This window comes from Lentilitoribacter sp. JB5-8 (assembly GCF_055693385.1).
Genome location: NZ_CM146332.1, coordinates 1,780,104 through 1,796,218 on the forward strand (window position 1 = coordinate 1,780,104; position 16,115 = coordinate 1,796,218).

At 43.7% G+C, this 16,115-nt stretch carries 22 protein-coding genes and 1 tRNA gene; 18 read left to right on the forward strand and 5 right to left on the reverse strand.

Features of this window, described 5'->3' with window-relative positions; translation table 11 throughout:
• Window positions 1–61: 61 nt before the first annotated feature.
• The 11 genes from ACZ1GZ_RS08510 (at window position 62) to ACZ1GZ_RS08560 (ending at window position 8,177) form a co-directional block, all read left to right on the forward strand.
• Window positions 62–256, forward strand: a complete 195-nt coding sequence (locus ACZ1GZ_RS08510) for a hypothetical protein (protein WP_472668073.1) — start codon at window positions 62–64, stop codon at window positions 254–256.
• The gene (locus ACZ1GZ_RS08515; protein WP_472668074.1) at window positions 253–756 is read left to right on the forward strand and encodes a DUF1833 family protein; all 504 of its coding nucleotides are present in this window, start codon (window positions 253–255) and stop codon (window positions 754–756) included. The genes ACZ1GZ_RS08510 and ACZ1GZ_RS08515 overlap by 4 nt, the downstream gene beginning before the upstream one ends.
• Window positions 756–1,139, forward strand: coding sequence for a C40 family peptidase (locus tag ACZ1GZ_RS08520; protein ID WP_472668075.1), 384 nt, complete (start codon window positions 756–758; stop codon window positions 1,137–1,139). Before ACZ1GZ_RS08515 ends, ACZ1GZ_RS08520 begins: the two co-directional genes overlap by 1 nt.
• Window positions 1,139–1,510 carry a hypothetical protein gene (locus ACZ1GZ_RS08525; protein ID WP_472668076.1) on the forward strand — a complete coding sequence of 124 codons (372 nt, stop codon included), beginning with the start codon at window positions 1,139–1,141 and terminating at the stop codon, window positions 1,508–1,510. Before ACZ1GZ_RS08520 ends, ACZ1GZ_RS08525 begins: the two co-directional genes overlap by 1 nt.
• The gene (locus ACZ1GZ_RS08530; RefSeq protein ID WP_472668077.1) at window positions 1,465–4,833 is read left to right on the forward strand and encodes a host specificity factor TipJ family phage tail protein; all 3,369 of its coding nucleotides are present in this window, start codon (window positions 1,465–1,467) and stop codon (window positions 4,831–4,833) included. Before ACZ1GZ_RS08525 ends, ACZ1GZ_RS08530 begins: the two co-directional genes overlap by 46 nt.
• A complete protein-coding gene (locus tag ACZ1GZ_RS08535; protein ID WP_472668078.1) occupies window positions 4,830–5,738 on the forward strand; it encodes a glycine-rich domain-containing protein in 909 nt (302 codons plus the stop codon). Before ACZ1GZ_RS08530 ends, ACZ1GZ_RS08535 begins: the two co-directional genes overlap by 4 nt.
• A gap of 10 nt (window positions 5,739–5,748) precedes the next feature.
• A complete protein-coding gene (locus ACZ1GZ_RS08540) occupies window positions 5,749–6,144 on the forward strand; it encodes a hypothetical protein (RefSeq protein ID WP_472668079.1) in 396 nt (131 codons plus the stop codon).
• Window positions 6,137–6,418, forward strand: a complete 282-nt coding sequence (locus ACZ1GZ_RS08545; RefSeq protein ID WP_472668080.1) for a hypothetical protein — start codon at window positions 6,137–6,139, stop codon at window positions 6,416–6,418. Before ACZ1GZ_RS08540 ends, ACZ1GZ_RS08545 begins: the two co-directional genes overlap by 8 nt.
• A gap of 26 nt (window positions 6,419–6,444) precedes the next feature.
• Window positions 6,445–7,542, forward strand: a complete 1,098-nt coding sequence (locus tag ACZ1GZ_RS08550; RefSeq protein ID WP_472668081.1) for an N-acetylmuramidase domain-containing protein — start codon at window positions 6,445–6,447, stop codon at window positions 7,540–7,542.
• Entirely contained in the window at window positions 7,539–7,832 is a 294-nt protein-coding gene (locus ACZ1GZ_RS08555; protein ID WP_472668082.1) for a hypothetical protein, read from the forward strand. The genes ACZ1GZ_RS08550 and ACZ1GZ_RS08555 overlap by 4 nt, the downstream gene beginning before the upstream one ends.
• A 135-nt stretch (window positions 7,833–7,967) precedes the next feature.
• A complete protein-coding gene (locus tag ACZ1GZ_RS08560; protein WP_472668083.1) occupies window positions 7,968–8,177 on the forward strand; it encodes a hypothetical protein in 210 nt (69 codons plus the stop codon).
• Between the two features lie 123 nt (window positions 8,178–8,300).
• Here ACZ1GZ_RS08560 and ACZ1GZ_RS08565 read toward each other — a convergent pair whose 3' ends face one another.
• Window positions 8,301–8,672: a hypothetical protein gene (locus ACZ1GZ_RS08565; RefSeq protein WP_472668084.1), complete on the reverse strand. Its 372-nt coding sequence runs from the start codon at window positions 8,670–8,672 to the stop codon at window positions 8,301–8,303.
• Window positions 8,673–8,936: 264 nt separating this feature from the next.
• Between ACZ1GZ_RS08565 and ACZ1GZ_RS08570 the strand changes: the two genes are divergently transcribed.
• The 5 genes from ACZ1GZ_RS08570 to ACZ1GZ_RS08590 all read left to right on the forward strand — a co-directional run bounded on the left by ACZ1GZ_RS08570 (window position 8,937) and on the right by ACZ1GZ_RS08590 (window position 11,680).
• The gene (locus tag ACZ1GZ_RS08570; RefSeq protein WP_472668085.1) at window positions 8,937–9,080 is read left to right on the forward strand and encodes a hypothetical protein; all 144 of its coding nucleotides are present in this window, start codon (window positions 8,937–8,939) and stop codon (window positions 9,078–9,080) included.
• Between the two features lie 782 nt (window positions 9,081–9,862).
• On the forward strand, window positions 9,863–10,105 hold the full coding sequence (locus tag ACZ1GZ_RS08575; protein WP_472668086.1) for a hypothetical protein: 243 nt from the start codon (window positions 9,863–9,865) through the stop codon (window positions 10,103–10,105).
• A 372-nt stretch (window positions 10,106–10,477) separates the two neighbouring features.
• A complete protein-coding gene (locus ACZ1GZ_RS08580) occupies window positions 10,478–10,735 on the forward strand; it encodes a hypothetical protein (RefSeq protein WP_472668087.1) in 258 nt (85 codons plus the stop codon).
• 22 nt (window positions 10,736–10,757) lie between these two features.
• A complete protein-coding gene (locus ACZ1GZ_RS08585; RefSeq protein WP_472668088.1) occupies window positions 10,758–11,090 on the forward strand; it encodes a hypothetical protein in 333 nt (110 codons plus the stop codon).
• Between the two features lie 257 nt (window positions 11,091–11,347).
• On the forward strand, window positions 11,348–11,680 hold the full coding sequence (locus ACZ1GZ_RS08590; protein WP_472668264.1) for an ion channel: 333 nt from the start codon (window positions 11,348–11,350) through the stop codon (window positions 11,678–11,680).
• Between the two features lie 110 nt (window positions 11,681–11,790).
• Here ACZ1GZ_RS08590 and ACZ1GZ_RS08595 read toward each other — a convergent pair whose 3' ends face one another.
• Both ACZ1GZ_RS08595 and ACZ1GZ_RS08600 read right to left on the reverse strand, forming a co-directional pair.
• Window positions 11,791–12,198 carry a hypothetical protein gene (locus tag ACZ1GZ_RS08595; protein ID WP_472668089.1) on the reverse strand — a complete coding sequence of 136 codons (408 nt, stop codon included), beginning with the start codon at window positions 12,196–12,198 and terminating at the stop codon, window positions 11,791–11,793.
• An 8-nt stretch (window positions 12,199–12,206) separates the two neighbouring features.
• Window positions 12,207–12,695 carry an ImmA/IrrE family metallo-endopeptidase gene (locus ACZ1GZ_RS08600; RefSeq protein WP_472668090.1) on the reverse strand — a complete coding sequence of 163 codons (489 nt, stop codon included), beginning with the start codon at window positions 12,693–12,695 and terminating at the stop codon, window positions 12,207–12,209.
• A gap of 705 nt (window positions 12,696–13,400) precedes the next feature.
• Between ACZ1GZ_RS08600 and ACZ1GZ_RS08605 the strand changes: the two genes are divergently transcribed.
• Window positions 13,401–13,477, forward strand: a tRNA-Pro gene (locus ACZ1GZ_RS08605).
• A 20-nt stretch (window positions 13,478–13,497) separates the two neighbouring features.
• Here the strand turns inward: ACZ1GZ_RS08605 and ACZ1GZ_RS08610 are convergent.
• Entirely contained in the window at window positions 13,498–13,941 is a 444-nt protein-coding gene (locus ACZ1GZ_RS08610) for a MarR family winged helix-turn-helix transcriptional regulator (RefSeq protein ID WP_472668091.1), read from the reverse strand.
• A 15-nt stretch (window positions 13,942–13,956) separates the two neighbouring features.
• Entirely contained in the window at window positions 13,957–15,099 is a 1,143-nt protein-coding gene (locus tag ACZ1GZ_RS08615) for an Acg family FMN-binding oxidoreductase (RefSeq protein ID WP_472668092.1), read from the reverse strand.
• 252 nt (window positions 15,100–15,351) lie between these two features.
• Between ACZ1GZ_RS08615 and ACZ1GZ_RS08620 the strand changes: the two genes are divergently transcribed.
• Window positions 15,352–16,053: a glyoxalase superfamily protein gene (locus tag ACZ1GZ_RS08620; protein ID WP_472668093.1), complete on the forward strand. Its 702-nt coding sequence runs from the start codon at window positions 15,352–15,354 to the stop codon at window positions 16,051–16,053.
• The last annotated feature ends 62 nt before the right edge of the window (window positions 16,054–16,115 follow it).

The window sequence follows — 16,115 nt, forward strand, 5'->3', positions numbered from 1 at the left end:
GCCCGGTAGCGCACTACACTGGGGGGAAGAGTTGCAATCTATCTACCTTATGGCGGGAACTATGGTTTTGACATCTGATGAAAAAGCCATTTTGAAGGACTTTGCCACAAATTCGCTATCGGGATGCATTAGAGCATTTAATTTTCCAAATCCTGATGGCGCTGCTGATCTTTTGGTTAGATTAAAGCCGGAGTTCTCGTTCATATCAACTGGTAAACACTGGAGAGTATCGCTTGAATTTGAGGTGCTTCCATGAGCCGGAACATATCCAGCGCGTTTCTTGAGGCGATGAATGCGCAGGAGACAGATGAGGTTATTATCTGTCTCCTAACAATCACCCATGAAGAGATCGAAGATGCAATTTATCTTTCAAGTGACGCAACAACGCGTTTATCTGATGATCCGCTCGTTTATGTAACAGCAAGCCGTGGCAATAATTATCTATATTTGCCTTTTACTTTTACAATGCCTGATGACAAATCAGACACGCCGCCAAGGGTTCAAATTTCATTTGATAATATTGATCGGACAATGGTTACTTTGCTCCGGTCTGTGTCTTCACCAGTTGATATAAAACTTGAGTTGATACTTCATTCATCGCCCGATGTTGTTGAAGTTGAATTGCCGATTATGCAGCTTTCCGATGTTTCCATAACAGCCGAAACAATCACCGGAACTTTGGTGGTAGATTCTTTAGTCAACGAGCCGTTTCCCGCTGGTAGTTTTTCACCAAGTTACTTTCCTGCGATTTTCTAATGCAAGATCTTATCGGGGTTCCATATGTTGAACACGGTCGAAATTATGATGGCGCTGATTGCTGGGGCATTGTCTTTTTATTTTATCGCGATGTACTGAAAACACCCATTCCAAGCTATACCGACGAGATGCAACAACGGCGATTTAAATGCCGCGACATTGGACCTCTCATTGAAAAGGAAAGAGCGCTCAATTGGGTGAGATTCAAACAACCTCAATATGGCGCATGTGTGGTGATCCGAAACGGACGTTTTGAAACACATGTTGGCATCTATATCGGCAAAAACAAAATCCTACATTCCGAGACTGATTGCTCACGAATTGAGCGCATGGATAGCATGAATTTAAAGGGCCGCATTGTCGGTTTTTATGGTCTAAAGTAGTGAACCAAATTACTCCCATTGAGATTGCAGATGCAGAATACATCTTGCCATCTGACAATAGCGTGCGCGTTGTTTTCCGTTCATCGCCGTTTGCGGTCGATGTGGATAAATTCGCCTTGCCTTCAGGCGTGAGTATTGATGAGATTATTGAGCGCTGTTTTCCAGACGGTCATGCACCAAAGAGCTTTATTCGGGCGACAATCGACGGGCATGTGGTTTACCGCGAGTATTGGAATAGTATTCGTGTAAAGCCAGATCATACGGTTAATATTGTCGTGGTTCCGCGTAAGAGCGCGTTAAAACTGTCTTTTCAATCATTGTTGCGGTGGTCGCGGTCGTTGTCGCGCCATTCATTGCAGCGCCACTATTAAGTGGTCTTGGTATTGCTACGGGTTCTATCGCGGCGAGTGCTGTTACAGGTGTAATTGCATCCGGTTTATCGCTTGCTGGTTCTTTGGCTGTTAATGCGCTTTTCCCAACCACCGGCGCGGGTGTTGAGCAATCCGCATCAAGTTTAGAAGACCAGACAAACCCGCTTTATTCTATTGGTGGTGCGCAAAACACATCAAACCCTTATGGGGCTGTCCCTGTAATTTTTGGAACGCATAGGCATTCACCCTCGTATGCCGCCAAACCATACACCGAAATTGCAGGAGATGAGCAATATCTGAGGCTGTTGTTCTGCGTAGGTTATGGTGAGATAGATATATCAGATATTAAAATCGGTGAAACTACAATCACTCGATATGAAGGTTTAACTTATGAAGTTTTAAAAGATCATCTGGTTAATGCGCCAACTCTATATACAAAGCCTGTATATGAAGAACAGCTATCAATAGACCTTGCGGGGGCTGATTGGTCTTACAGAACGACCGCAGAAGATATCAATGAAATCTCTGTTGATATCTCGTTTCCATCTGGTGTTTACCGTTACAAAAAGTCAGATGGTAGCAAGATCAATTATAGCGTCTCTGTTGTCATTCAGTATCGTAAAATTGGCACGAGCACTTGGACTTCGGCAACAAATATTTCGATCACATCAAGTTCGATTCAACCTTATCGACGTAGCCGAAAAATCAATGTTGCTGCAGGACAATATGAAGTGCGGGTTCGTAAAAGTGCTGCTGACTATTCAGGTGAAGACACGGTCGCAGAAGCAACTTACTGGACAGCATTGCGGGCGCGCCGAAATGATAATGTTGTCAATTTTGATAAACCGCTAACGCTCGTTGCTATGCGTGTGAAGGCTTCAAGTGAGCTTTCAAGCGTGATCAACACGTTTAATGTGATTGCGAAACCTAAAATTCCATCATGGAATGGCTCAGCTTGGATTGCTGATCAAACAACAGAAAACCCAGCCGATCATTTCCGGTATGTCCTGCAAAGTGACGCAAATGCGCGAAGTGTGCCTGATGAGCAGATTGATCTTACGGCATTGGAAGAATGGCACGATTATTGTTCTGCTAACGGCTTTACGTTCAACTTCGTTCAAAAAGAGCGGCAAAGTGTGTTTGCAACACTTCAAATGATTGCGTCAGCGGGTCGGGCTGCGGTTAGTCAAAGAGATGGCAAATGGGGTGTTGTTTGGGATGCTGATGATGATCTGATTGTTCAACATTTCACACCACGAAATTCATCTGATTTTGAAAGCACCCGCGCTTATCTGGAAATGCCGCACGGGTTCCGCGTATCATTTATCAATAAAGACAACAACTATTTGTCTGATGAGCGTACCGTTTATGCCGATGGTTATTCAGAAAGCAATGCGACCGAATTTGAAGGGTTAAGCTTTCCGGGCGTTACTGATTCCGATCTGATTTGGAAACACGGACGTTATCATCTAGCGCAATTGCTTTTACAGCGTGAAGCCTATCAGCTTGTAGTCGATTTTGAAAACCTTGTCTGTACGCGTGGTGATCGTGTTCGTGTCAATCATGATGTGACCAAATGGGGCGCGGGTTCTGGTCGGGTTAAGGCTGTTTCCTCATCACCTGATACCGTCACCATTGATGATACGTTTGAAATGGAGGCGGGCAAAACCTATTCCCTTCGCTTTAGATTGTCCGATGGTACTAGCCTTGTGCGAACAATCACCGGAATTGATGGTGAGCATCAAACATTCACATTAGATGGTGTTGATACCTTGCCGTTAACTGGCGATTTGGCATTGTTTGGTGAATTGAACACCGAAAGCGTAGTGTTACGCGTTAAATCCATCCAGCCAAGGGCAGATTTAACGGCGTTACTTGAGTTGGTAGATGACGCACCAGAAATCAAGAACGCTGATCAGGGGACAATCCCAGCCTTTGAAACTAATATTTCAAATCCAACGGACTATTCAGTTGATAAACCGCGTAATGTTCTATTGCAGGAAACGCTTCAAAGTACCGTTCCAGCCAGATCTAGATTTACAGTAACTTGGCAAGCGCCTGAGAACGGTTTGCCACTTGCATATTTACTCCAAATTGCTGTTACAGATTCCGACAATTGGTCTTCGCCTATATCCACCACGTTATTCAGCCATGTATTTGAAAGCCTAGAAAATGGATCATATACGGTGCGAATTACAGCCGTGTATGCAAACGGGCAAGTGAGCCAACCAGTCGAGATCACACAAGCAACGACAATTTTTGCAACACAGCCAAGTGATATTGATGGCTTTAAGATATCGGTATTATCATCAAACGCGACATTGAGCTGGTCGGCGGTAACTGATTTTGCAGTCAGTCATTATCAAATCCGTTTTTCACCTTTGCTCGAGGGTGCTAATTGGTCTTCGGCCGCAATTTTGCGCGATAATGTGGCGGTGAATTTCGTTGATGTTCCGGCGCTAGCTGGCACTTATTTCATTAAAGCTGTGACATATTCTGATCTTTATTCACCCAATGCGTCTTTCATCATAAATACGATTGATCCGGTGAATGCATTAAATGTGATCGAGGTTGTAGATGATGCCCCAGCCTTTAACGGGGTGAAAGATAGAACGGTTAAATTTGATGATTATCTAGCCTTGTCTACGCAAGGGGATATTTTCGATAACACCGATATCTTTGGATTAGCCGATGTCTTTTTGGGCGCACTTGGTATTGAGCCGTTAGGATATTACTACTTTGAAAATCATTTTGATTTAGGTGCGATTTATCTAAGTCGGTTATCTGCGAAAGTAGACGCTGTTGCGGAAACTATCGGAAGTGACATTTTTGCGTTTGCTGACGTATTCCAAGTAACGGATTTATTCGGTGGTGTCAGTGAGTCCTTATGGGATGTAACGGTGCAATATCGCGTAACGAATGACGATCCAACAGGTTCGCCCACTTGGTCCAATTGGTCGGAATTGGTGACAAGCGATATATCAGGCCGCGCTTTCGAATTTAGAGTCATGCTCGAAAGTTTTCAGTCAGATATCAATGTGCGGGTTAACGCTCTTGAAATTGAAATCGATATGGCAGATCGGGTCTTGGCAGATAATGATCTGACGGTTCCGATTGCTGGCTCAACTATCTCTTTTGCCCCGGCATATCGAAAATTGCAAGGACTTGCGATTGCCGCGCAAGGCATGGCTACGGGTGATTATTACGAGATCACCAACAAAACAAATTCCGGTTTCACAATTCAATTTAAAGATGCCTCTGGAAGTCCCATTGAGCGGACAATGGACTATGTGGCGAAAGGTTATGGAGAGCTAAGCACATGAGCCAACCAACTACATTTGGCGTGGTAAGAACAGGTCCAAAAAGTCCTGTCGATATGTTCACGGAATTAGATGAGACTTTAGGTGCAATTTTATCTCATCACTCAGGATCTGCCCGTCCATCTTATGCAACAACCGGAACAATTTGGGCTGATACGTCCATTCAAAATACTGTCATATTTAAGTATTTTGATGGTACGAATGATTTTGAAATCTATCGAGTTGATAGCTCCGGTAATTTTACGTTTGGAAATAAAATTCCAACAACCATGCAATTTACTGCATCAGCATCCGGCATTTTGGTGCCTTCTGGCGCTAAGTTCGTACAATTTGAAATCTTAGGCGCTGGCGGCGGCGGCGGTGGATGTGACGGGCAAGGTTCTGGAAAATTTGGTTCCGCAGGTTCTGGCGCATCTGGAGCGCATGGTTTTACAGACTATATTGATCTTGATGGCGTTACCGCGTTTGATGTTATCGTGGGCGCGGCTGGCCTTGGTGGCTCTGGCAATGGTGCTAATAACGGCACAAATGGTGGAGACAGCTCTGTAACTATAAATGGGACGACTTACACCGCTGGTGGAGGCGAAGGTGGGACAGGTATCACTGCTACGACAAACACGGGCATAGGTAGGCAGGGTGATAGTGGTCTTTGTACTAACTTTAACGGTACGGGAAGACCAGGCTATAATGGTGCTGTATCATCATTGGCCTCAATTTGTGTGGCTGGTGGCTCAAGCCCGCTTGGTCGGGGTGGTTTGTCTAATCAGGTTAGTAATGGTGGTAAAGCTGGGAGCAACGCATCAGGATTTGGTTCTGGTGGCGGTGGAGGATCATCACACAACGTAGCGACAAATGGTGCTGGCGGTAATGGAACCGATGGCATCGTAATTGCGAAATTTTATTTCTAACAGGTGACAAATGGCTTATTCAGTTAAAGTAGAAAACGGTATTGTAACAAATCGTATCAAAGGTGATAGTAAAGACTATATTCAATCCGATACGGCTCAAATTGGATGGACTTATGACGGTAGTGAATTTCACCCGCTTGAGGCTGAAGAATTAACAATTGGCGTTCGTCGTGTTGGGGAGTTTCGCGAGTTCATGGAGCTGTTTACCACTGAAGAACAAATTACCTTAAAGACCGCTGAGCGTGAAGACGTGAACGTGGCAATCTGGTTTGATCTCGCACGGGGTGGACCATCCATGAGCCTAGATCATCAACATGTCGCAGATGGTCTTGCATTCATGGTTGCAAACCAATTGCTGAGCCAAGCGCGTGCTGATGAAATAGCACAAGCTGATTTTAATGCCTAATGGCTTTGGGCCGGAAAGCTGGCCCAAAAAACTACAACAAGCCTTCAATCGTTTTTCAACTCACTACTTTGATGAAGCAAGCGCCAACAAACATGATGAAGGCTATGCGCTTGCTGTTCATTCTCGCTGGCATTGCGATAAGCGATTTTTGCAAGCCATGATCCGCGATGCTTCAAAGCAAGAGCGCGTTTTGAAAATATTTATCTGCCTAATTCTGGCTACGCTCTATTGGATAGGTGTTCGCATAGGCGGCGCGAAAGATTACGGCAATTAACTCATTTAATAATCTGGAGAATTGATATGACTTCACTAATTGGAGTGAATGTCACACCTTTAGGTGTGGCTGATTATGATGCTGTTGCAAAGCAATATGATTTAGATCGTGCGATCTTACAGGCGTTTGCAAGAGTTGAGGCTGCAGGTCGTGGCTTTTGGAAGAGCGGACGCATCAAACTCTTGTATGAGGGGCATATCGCATATCGCCACACAAGTGGCGCTGAACGTAACAAGCTTGTTCGAGCTGGTTTGGCATGGAAAAATTGGGGGGATGTGAAATACGGTAAATCGTCGATCTCTGTGACACGATTAAAGAAGGCTATTAAGCTGATTGGGCCGAAGGCGTTTATGTTTGCGTCTTATGGCCTGGGGCAAGTTCTTGGAACAAATGCCGAAAGCCTTGGCTATCTTCATGCAAAAGACATGGTGCAAGCCTTTTTGCGCGGGGAAAAATACCAGCTCATAGGCATGATGCGGTTTCTTGATGTGAATAAATTGCTTGTGCCGTTGCGCAATAAGCTATGGTCAACGGTTGCGCGTGGTTACAACGGCAAAAGCTATGCAAAGCATAATTATCACGGGCGTTTGGCAGATGCCTATAATTTCTTTGCATCCAAAGTCAAAATTCCTGATCCGTGGGCGGATGGTGTTTTAAAGCGCGGTGATCGTGGCGAAGCGGTAAAATCTTTGCAGCGTCTATTGAATAAGTATAATGCCGATTTGGAAATTGACGGACATTTTGGGCGGGCAACACATCGCGCTGTGATCGATGTATCAATGGAGCTTGGCCTTGGTGAAGATGGCGTTGTGACTCGAGAGAATTTCGCGGCGTTTAAAGAGTCGGCCGATGTTGATGAGATTATTGTTCAAGATAAGCCGGTTATTGTTCCAGAAATGCCAAAGGATATCGAACATCAATTGGCTAAGAAAACCAAATGGTGGAGCCGTGGTTTTGGTTTCCTTTTTCCGTCCGGTTTAAGTGGATCAATTTTATGGGGCTTGGAATGGCAACAGGTCGCAATGATTGGGGTTGGCTTGTTGATCCTTGCTGCTCTTGGACTTTTGTTCTGGCGGCACATAATTGCAGCCATCAAAGGCATCGAAAAGGAATTGTCCGCATGATTGGACAATTGCCAAAAGCGATCATTTCCAAAGCTAAAATCATACTCGCAGCCGTTGGTGCGGCTGCAGTCACGCTGACGTTCACATCGATCTATGACAGTTTTATTGATGATCCTGCGGTTCGGCGTGAGCTTGCCAAAGAAATCCGCGCTCAAGAGCTTGAAGATGCAAATAAGCGCTTAACTGAAATGTTGGAGAATAACCATGACTTTTCACAAATGTCTGAGTGTGATCGCTTTAATGAGTTTGCCCGTCCTAGCGGGTTGCCCCTCATCGACTGTGAGCGGTGACACGCGCGGGGCTGGGTATCAGTTTACCTATTTTGATGATCCTGCAACCGCAAAAGCGGTGGCGAAGGATAAGAAAGCAGGGCCTGCGATTGCTAATAATAATCGTCAATGCAAAAAAGATAAGGCATGCGCAAAATGAGTGAATTTGACACTATCGTTGCAATTTTTGCCTTTGTTGTGAATGTGATTGTTCTAACTGTTGCCGTGGTTGGTTCGCACTTCATGTTGCGAGCGCGAATTATGGTTGCCGAAGAAAAAATTAATGGATGGTCTAAGGCTTTTGAGCGCTTTGACGCAAAGCTAGACCGCATAGAAGAAAAGCTCGATCACAAGGCGGACCGCTAAATTGGTGGTCCCCACAATTTTGAGGAATACACAATGAAATCATCTAGTGAAGAATTACTTCGTTTTAATCTAAAAAATTCCACCTCAGGTGGGGGGCACCAAACGGCATAGAGCCTCGAACGATTACCTTAGAGCCTCGGCAGACGCCTGAAGGGCTTTTGCTTGTGCAAGTGCCGACTCCGGCTCTAGTAGAAAACTTAGCCATCCAAGTCCTGGGTGACGTAGGGAAAGGATTGGGCCTTTTTCTCTCGCACTGTGATCATCAGTGACGAACCAAGAGGGATAAGGGCTTACTGTTAGGCGAGAATTACTATCAATCTTAGGAATGACTTTTTCGTTCATCGTTTCCCGAACCTTAGCCATATCGCGGATAAATTGTTCTAATGTCGCAGCATCAAACTGAATGTGTCCGCGGGGTTTATCTTCTTCAAATAGTGTGATTTGAGCCAACTCGCCCTTATTGATAACACCTACATTTAATCTCATTCTTGCCATTTTTGTCTCCTGTATCGCAAAAGTTGCAGAACTGGATTAAGGAGTCAACTAAAACGATGGCGCGTAACGTCCATGTTATTTCATAGATCTTGATGCTCTATTCGAATTTCGTTTACTTGTCGAAATTAACAATACGCTATCTTCAACTTACCGGTGAAGCAAACGAAGTTCTTTTAATTTTTCGTTACGTGAAAAAAAGTGTTGCGCACAATTATTAATTGATATTAACTACTCATATTAGAGTTTCAAGTTTTGGGGGTCTTCATGCGAGTAAAAATTTTTGGTTTGGTATTGGTAATATGTGCATCGTTGTCCGGTTGCGCTACTGGTGGAAACAGCGTCAATGGTAACGGTGGCAATGGGACGGTTGATATTGAAACTGATACTACTGTCGATGTGCAAACCTAGAACGTTCAAGTTTATGAATTATCGTACAGCAGTAATTTTTCTTATCTGTGGAACTGTTTTAGTTGGTTGTGCTAGGGGTGGCGACTCAGTAGATGGCCCTGGTGGTAATGCAAAAACTGAATTCACTATACCGGTCAGTGTACAAAAGTTTGGGCAGATTTGTAGTGATCGTCGAACTAATCAGCCAATATGTCCAATTCAGAGGCCACTAGTGGAGGGCTCTCTTTGTACGTGTTACAATCAATTTGGGCAGAGTTACACCGGAATTGTCACTAGGTGATTTTTGGTCTCATATGCTGAAGCTAATTTCATATCGTTGTTCCCTTTTATTTATACCTTACAAAAAATTGATTGGTTTTGATTTGAAACCATTTACTAAAATTTTTAGTTTCGGCCCGATCGATAATAGAATCGCCCTCTATTATCGATCGTGCCGTGAATAGTTGTGCAGACCTTTCACGGCCAACTTCGCTTTTATTTCACCAACATTGAACCTTTATGGGTTCTGGTAATCATTGGCCCGTATTAACGAGCCGAACATCACAAAAGACGGTAAGCGGGTTAAAGATTTCTCGCGGCAATCTTGGAAAAATTGGAAAGCAAAAGGCTTTAATCGCTTCACGCCGCCTGACTTCGAACCAATAGATGATTAGCGCGGGTGGTATGCACTTGGATGGTTGCGCCCTGACCAAATGCATATCGGAGCACGTTGTCAAAAGACAACTAATAGTTAGTATGTGTTGGTTAATAAGTTATAAATACTGGTTGTAGGGATTTATTAGATGTTTTTTGTACACTTTGGCTCAGTCATTGCATGGTTTTGTACGATTTGGGGAATTGTAAAAATGGCTTTCGGTTTTTTGCTAGCTTACAGATCAGAAACGCCTGAGCAGATGGCAGTGGCGGCACGAGAGTACCTTGCAGCAGCTTCAACCGGTGAAGCAATCAATGAAGGCATGTATATGATGGCCTTTGGGGTAATGGCTGGTGTGTTGGTTCAAATAGCAAAGAATACGCGTAAATAAAAAAAGCCGCGCTGTTAGTTGGAATTAAACAGGCGCGGCCCAACCATTACATCGGAGGGATGTTTCGATAATGGTTACGGTGATAAATTGGTTAAATATCTAGCGTCAGCAATTGCTAGATTTAACTACATAATAGGAGATAACGTGTTTGCTTTAAGGAATAGAAACGAGGATGGAAGCATGCTTCTCTATCAAGCAAATCGGATGGATATTGATGTATTTAAAGGTTTGGATCACGCTTTGGATGAGGATGAGGCATATTAAGTGTTGGATCGCAAATGGCGCATTATAACCTTGGAAGTTGTCATTCCGGAAATAGAGCCAATTTGTGTTTATTGTACAGCTTGTAAAATTACATAATAGGAGGCTTACTTGATTTTTGCACCGATAAAAGGCGAGCCGATACAGGTTGAAAATGAAGATCAGTTATTTGCTCATCTCGATGAGCCTTATCTCTATTTTCAATACGATGGTGTTAAATGTCCATTGGGCGTTAAGCTGGGTGAAATCGTCAAAGGTGATTTTGTCAAAATGAACGGTGAGTTGTTTTGGGTTGGCGCTCAAGACGGTGAACCGCACAAGCTTAGCCCGAGCGCGCCAACTTGCGGCGATCTTGATCAAACTAACTGATAAATAATAGGAGTATTTGAGAATGTTAAGACTAATTATATCTTTTTTTGTGATCTGGAGTTCGGTTTCTCAAGTTTTTGCCACTGATGCTCGTTATGATCTATTTTTAACAGGACAAATTGTTATTCGAGTTGATACACATTCTGGCGCTATTGTTTGGTGCAAGTATACATCCGATTCTGGATTTGTTTGTCCATCAAAGTCTCCTGAAAATTCAAGCTCAAATGTTCCTATATATAAGTTTGCAATTAGCGAAAATGGAGGATTGGTCGTTAGAGCACATACAGGCTCGGGGAAAGTAGAATATTGCGAAATTAATGCCGCACCTTCGCCATGCAAGCCTGTTCTTGATTAAATAATAGGAGCATGGATTGAATAAAAGGTCACCGAATGCGGCAGTTAAGAAACATTGTTAGGGCTACTTCTGTTTTTTTAAAGTGGATGATCAAAGAAGACGACTTGCTTCGTTCTAAGCCGAATATCTTCGCGATTCTCACACCCATATTCCTGACAGTTATCTCTGTCTTAGTGTTTATATTGTCGTCAAACGGACGTTTTCACGGTTATATAGAAATATATGGTTCTACAATATTTTTCTTAATCTCTGTCAACATGATTATACATCATCTGATCATAGCCAAATCAAATGTTTTTCAGCTAGTGGTTCTCGCCGTTGCTTTTTTTATCACGATACCAGGGACGTTTGCCGCAATTTATTCAGTTTTAGAAGTCATATTAGTCGGTGGTTGCATCAATAACATTGAGTCTAGGTCGGATAGCCTGTATTTTTCATATACAACGTTGACAACACTGGGTTATGGGGATCTTCAACCAATTGGAGTATGTCGATTAATCACCTCATTTGAAGCGGTTCTAGGATATATCGGCCTGGGTGTAGTTACAGCCGCAATGTTTAGAATGCTTGTTAGTAGAAGCAAATTATAGGAGTCTACTATTCCAAGCGTTATTTGGTCGCAGATCATCCGCTGCAAGCCATCGATAAAAACCGCCTCTAAGACAATAGGGCATTTTTTTACAATGCTTTGTTAGTCGATTTACTTTTTGCCGTTCTTGTCTGCGTCGTCACTAAATAAGAATTTAACAGCCACAAAACCCATACCAACAATCTGCAAGAATGTTTCCATGGTGACAATAGCTATAAACCACTGATACTTCTCGAAGTCAAACCAGCCAAATCCTACAAAGACGGCTAATAGGCTGTTGAATCCAATAAGTACGGATATCCAAAGTATGATCCAAAACGACCACTTTTCGCGAAGTCGGTAATAACCCTTGCGACCTTTAGCATCTGCTTTAGTAATTTTGGTGCGAGCTTTTCGCTCTTCATGCTGAGCTTGTTCGATCTTTTTTTGTTTAGAATCGCTCGCATCCTCGCTTTCCCCTTCCAGCTTCTTTTTGACAGTCTCTTTGTCGATAGCTTCTGAAATAGGATGCGAGGTCACTTAGAATACTAGTCCAAATTCTTCAATGCGTTTTTTACGACGGAATGATCGATCAAGAACATCTCTTGCAGTGTGCTCTCAGATACTAGATCTCTGTACTTCTTCAAGAGCTTTTCTGGAGCGATTAAGCAGCAAGCAAAGTAATCTGCTTCAGCTTCGTATTTATTAACTGCAGCATGAGAGCCATTGAACCGCGGCATATAATCCGCTGTAGCAGCGTACTCAGCGTGAAGCATTGCATGTCCTAGTTCATGAGCAGTTGTGAAAATCATCTCTTCTGCTGAATCAGCCTTATTAATATAAATGCGTTTTTCATCATCATCATAAAAGCCATGCACCATATCAGAAATTTCTTCATTGAAACTCTGATACACCACGTCGATGGATTCGTCTTCTGCTATGCTTTCAGGGTCGATAGGTGGTCTATCAAACCCATGCTTAGCAAGAAGCGCATCAGCAACATCGCGGATTTCATTCTTTCTGTCTAAGCTTAACATCATGTTCTCCCTACCGTGTAAGCCGGTAAAAAAAGGTTAGCAGTAAAATAACTGTTTTGCCAAGTAGACTCACTAGATTGGCTTGTCAACTCTTGCTGTTCTTTACTAATTCCAAGTTAACATGTGGATATTTCCTGTCCGAAATCAAGTTATATCAACTAAATATGACTTTATGGCGACATTGTAGCGCAGCAATTTTCGACTCAATCATACTGTTCCTGACTTGCGCGAAAGCTGCATAATAACCCACTAAATGGCTAGCGCAAAATGATCTCAGGTTTCGAACCTTTCAAATCTTCCTTTGCAGCTTCCAAGCTTTCACATGTGCCGGATCTGTTATTGTGAACAGAAACGGCCAATGTTCGTCAAACCCAAACGGCTTCTTTGTTGGCGTGGGTCTCTTGTCTGATATGTCCGATAGTGATGCCATCGGCTTTGACTTGGTATTTCCCATCACTGTCTGGCGAGTTTGTGCATGTGAACTTCAAGGCCTCTCGATAACAGATATCCACAGGTTTGAAAATATCGTGTTGTGGATATCGTTTTTAACGCTTGACGGCATAGCTAGTTGGAACATTTCAAAAACATACCGTGGGACTTTTTGTTCCAGTTCGTGCGCCTGTATGCCGTTTGTTCCATTTTTGTGATTAAGTGCGAAAAAGAACTTGCGCTAAAAACCCTTATAAACTAGGAGTTTGAGCTAGTCGGAGCGTAGCGCAGCCCGGTAGCGCACTACACTGGGGGTGTAGGGGTCGTGGGTTCGAATCCCGCCGCTCCGACCAATTTTCAATTCAAACGAAATCTAATTGCGGTCTTCATCCAAGATTTTGCGGACACGTTCCAGCTCTGGAATGGTTTTAATCACCCGCGCCCAATCCATTTTCTCGTTCAGCTTTTGAACCGCTGGGAACAAGCTTTCAATCGCTTGTTTTTGAAAATTGCGACCTTCATCGGTGAGATATACAACTTTGCTTCGACCGTCGGTCTCATGCGGCGCAATACGAATGAGACCGCGCTTGGAAAGAACTGATAACGTATTGGTCATAGTACCTTTGGTCACCTGAAAAGCTTGGGTGATTTTAAGCGGCGTTACACCATCACCCAACCGAACAAGGTGGTTCAAAACAGCAAAATGCGATACGTGCAAGCCATCTGGCATATTGGATTGAAATATATCCGTCGCCAGTTGATTGATAATCCCAATTTCATTGAAAAATTGAAACACTTTTCGTTCGGTATCGCTCAATGATTGACGTTCTTTCTAACTAATGATTTTAGCCTCAATCGGCCAACGCGGGCTTGGCGCGACTCGTTCAGCATAGCCCAATCGGCCAAACATTTGAACTGTTCCACCTAATGGTGCAAGCATTTGATGGATTTGATCATAAAGCGGCTTCATTTCTGCATATTCTTGCAGCGTTTGGCTCATTGGATGTAGCCCAACATTCTCGCGCGTTGTGGCAAGATTAATGCGCACCCAATCGCGCCCAGTATTAATTTGGTCTTCGCGCGTATTGGTATTTGTGACCACCCAAAGGTAGCCCATACCTGTATCACATTGCGCATAAAGCGCTTTTTTGCCTTCCGCAAATTCCATCGAATTAACATCGAGCGTGCCTTCGCGGGTCATTAATCCTAAAAATCCCATGGTCTCAAACATTGGACCTGAGAAATCAATGCCATCGGGATTTGCTTCAATCTCGGCTTTACCAATCCGAAACAGATCAACGCTCTCTTTGTGGGTTCTTGGCGTATCCATTTCAATGGTCAGCGCTTCGCGTGTGAGCTTGCGTAAATTGTTTATGTCATTGATATCATTGCTTGAAGAGGTCTTAGTGTAAAGGGCCGATGCGGTAACGCGTTCAAGAATGTCGGATGCAACGGGTTTGGTTGTATCAAAGGGTTCTTTGAGCGAACGCCGCTCAAAAATATGGGCAAATAATGGATCCGGTTGGATGCTGGGATCTTTGACCATATCAATGATCGCTACAGGTCTTTGATCAAGTGCAGCTGCATCAGATCCGTTTGGGAATACGTTGATATCGACACGATAACCATCTTCTGCTGCTGCCATACGCAACACTTCCAAAAAACAACCCAATCCGATGGTGATCTGCCGGCTAAAGGGATCGGTATGAGGCAGTAGTTTATCTGTATCAACAGTAAGGATGATTTGATTGTCCTTGGATAAATCCACCAGCCATGGCTGGCGGTTATGTGGGTTGGGTGCAAGGATCGCATAGGAGAGGGCGCGCATGCGGGGTTCAGCATATTGCGCGGCACCTGCATTTTGCCAGGGCGCCAAAGCTTTAGCAGGCGAGCGCGATGCAACCACTCCTAATGTGCCACCAGCGGCTAAAACAACACCACCACCTAAAAGAGCTAAAAAATTTCGACGTTTCATTTGTGGATGTCCTATTTAGTTTAATGTCTAACTAAATATAGTTTAACGTTAAACTAAATGTCAAGTGATCTATTTTTTTGAATTGACCGGGGCAAATTTCGTCTTATATTTGCATTTAAGGATTGTGCTTCCGGCGGTCCAAGCCTGAAAAGGTAACGTAAAGGCACTCTAAAGTTTCAGATCTTCAACTTTGTTTGGCGATGAACTGGCAAATTGGACACCTCATAACATCGCATAGCAAAGGAAAGAGATATGAACTCTCCGGAAGACGCAAAAGCGCATGCCGATAAACTCTCCACAATCTTAAAAGAGCTTGGATACGACATTACACGCGGTCACGCGCTGGAGACGGTGGCTAGGTTTTCGGGTTACAAAGATTGGAACACATTATCCGCCAAACTAAACCATCAAAGATCTTTGCTTCCGCTGCCAGTTGGATGGCAAATGAGCGGTAGCAATGTTGACTTTTACGAATATGGCATCTTGGCTGATGATGTACTTGGTGGTTCCCACGTAGTTGTTATTCGTAAAAAACTGGATGCGCCGAATGTAACGGATGATTATGCTACTTTTACACAGAGCTGCGAAGTTGGCGAATATCGTGGCAAGCGCGTTCGTTTTAAAGGCACTATTCGAGCGCAGAATTGCGAAGGCGCAGTTACAATCTGGTTACGTGCAGATGGAAACATGCCAGGTCAGCCTGTGGCCTTTGCGAATATGGAAACCAGAGCAGAAAATGGACCGCTTAGGGGCACTACCGATTGGCATGAAAGAGAAATAATACTTGAAATTCCAAATAGTGCGGAGAGCTTGCATTATGGATTTTATCTGAGGGGTGAAGGGGTTGGTTATGGATGCGATTTCGTACTTGAGATTGCCGATGATACCGCTCCATTAACTGATGGTCAGGTTAAGCCACTCAAAAAGCCATTTAATTTGAAATTCTGGAGATAATAAAAACTTGGAGCTACTCTCGCTCTAATGAAGTAGCTCCAATTAAAAAACCCAATTTCCTA

Excerpts from the sequence above, each read along its gene's own strand:
- ACZ1GZ_RS08620 (WP_472668093.1), top strand. The coding sequence starts at position 15,352 with ATGAACTCTCCGGAAGACGCAAAAGCGCATGCCGATAAACTCTCCACA.
- ACZ1GZ_RS08570 (WP_472668085.1), top strand. The coding sequence starts at position 8,937 with ATGCGAGTAAAAATTTTTGGTTTGGTATTGGTAATATGTGCATCGTTG.
- ACZ1GZ_RS08590 (WP_472668264.1), top strand. The coding sequence starts at position 11,348 with ATGATTATACATCATCTGATCATAGCCAAATCAAATGTTTTTCAGCTA.
- ACZ1GZ_RS08520 (WP_472668075.1), top strand. The coding sequence starts at position 756 with ATGCAAGATCTTATCGGGGTTCCATATGTTGAACACGGTCGAAATTAT.
- ACZ1GZ_RS08555 (WP_472668082.1), top strand. The coding sequence starts at position 7,539 with ATGATTGGACAATTGCCAAAAGCGATCATTTCCAAAGCTAAAATCATA.
- ACZ1GZ_RS08575 (WP_472668086.1), top strand. The coding sequence starts at position 9,863 with ATGTTTTTTGTACACTTTGGCTCAGTCATTGCATGGTTTTGTACGATT.
- ACZ1GZ_RS08535 (WP_472668078.1), top strand. The coding sequence starts at position 4,830 with ATGAGCCAACCAACTACATTTGGCGTGGTAAGAACAGGTCCAAAAAGT.
- ACZ1GZ_RS08550 (WP_472668081.1), top strand. The coding sequence starts at position 6,445 with ATGACTTCACTAATTGGAGTGAATGTCACACCTTTAGGTGTGGCTGAT.
- ACZ1GZ_RS08615 (WP_472668092.1), bottom strand. The coding sequence starts at position 15,099 with ATGAAACGTCGAAATTTTTTAGCTCTTTTAGGTGGTGGTGTTGTTTTA.
- ACZ1GZ_RS08540 (WP_472668079.1), top strand. The coding sequence starts at position 5,749 with ATGGCTTATTCAGTTAAAGTAGAAAACGGTATTGTAACAAATCGTATC.
- ACZ1GZ_RS08515 (WP_472668074.1), top strand. The coding sequence starts at position 253 with ATGAGCCGGAACATATCCAGCGCGTTTCTTGAGGCGATGAATGCGCAG.
- ACZ1GZ_RS08565 (WP_472668084.1), bottom strand. The coding sequence starts at position 8,672 with ATGGCAAGAATGAGATTAAATGTAGGTGTTATCAATAAGGGCGAGTTG.
- ACZ1GZ_RS08560 (WP_472668083.1), top strand. The coding sequence starts at position 7,968 with ATGAGTGAATTTGACACTATCGTTGCAATTTTTGCCTTTGTTGTGAAT.
- ACZ1GZ_RS08585 (WP_472668088.1), top strand. The coding sequence starts at position 10,758 with ATGTTAAGACTAATTATATCTTTTTTTGTGATCTGGAGTTCGGTTTCT.
- ACZ1GZ_RS08600 (WP_472668090.1), bottom strand. The coding sequence starts at position 12,695 with ATGTTAAGCTTAGACAGAAAGAATGAAATCCGCGATGTTGCTGATGCG.
- ACZ1GZ_RS08510 (WP_472668073.1), top strand. The coding sequence starts at position 62 with ATGGTTTTGACATCTGATGAAAAAGCCATTTTGAAGGACTTTGCCACA.
- ACZ1GZ_RS08545 (WP_472668080.1), top strand. The coding sequence starts at position 6,137 with ATGCCTAATGGCTTTGGGCCGGAAAGCTGGCCCAAAAAACTACAACAA.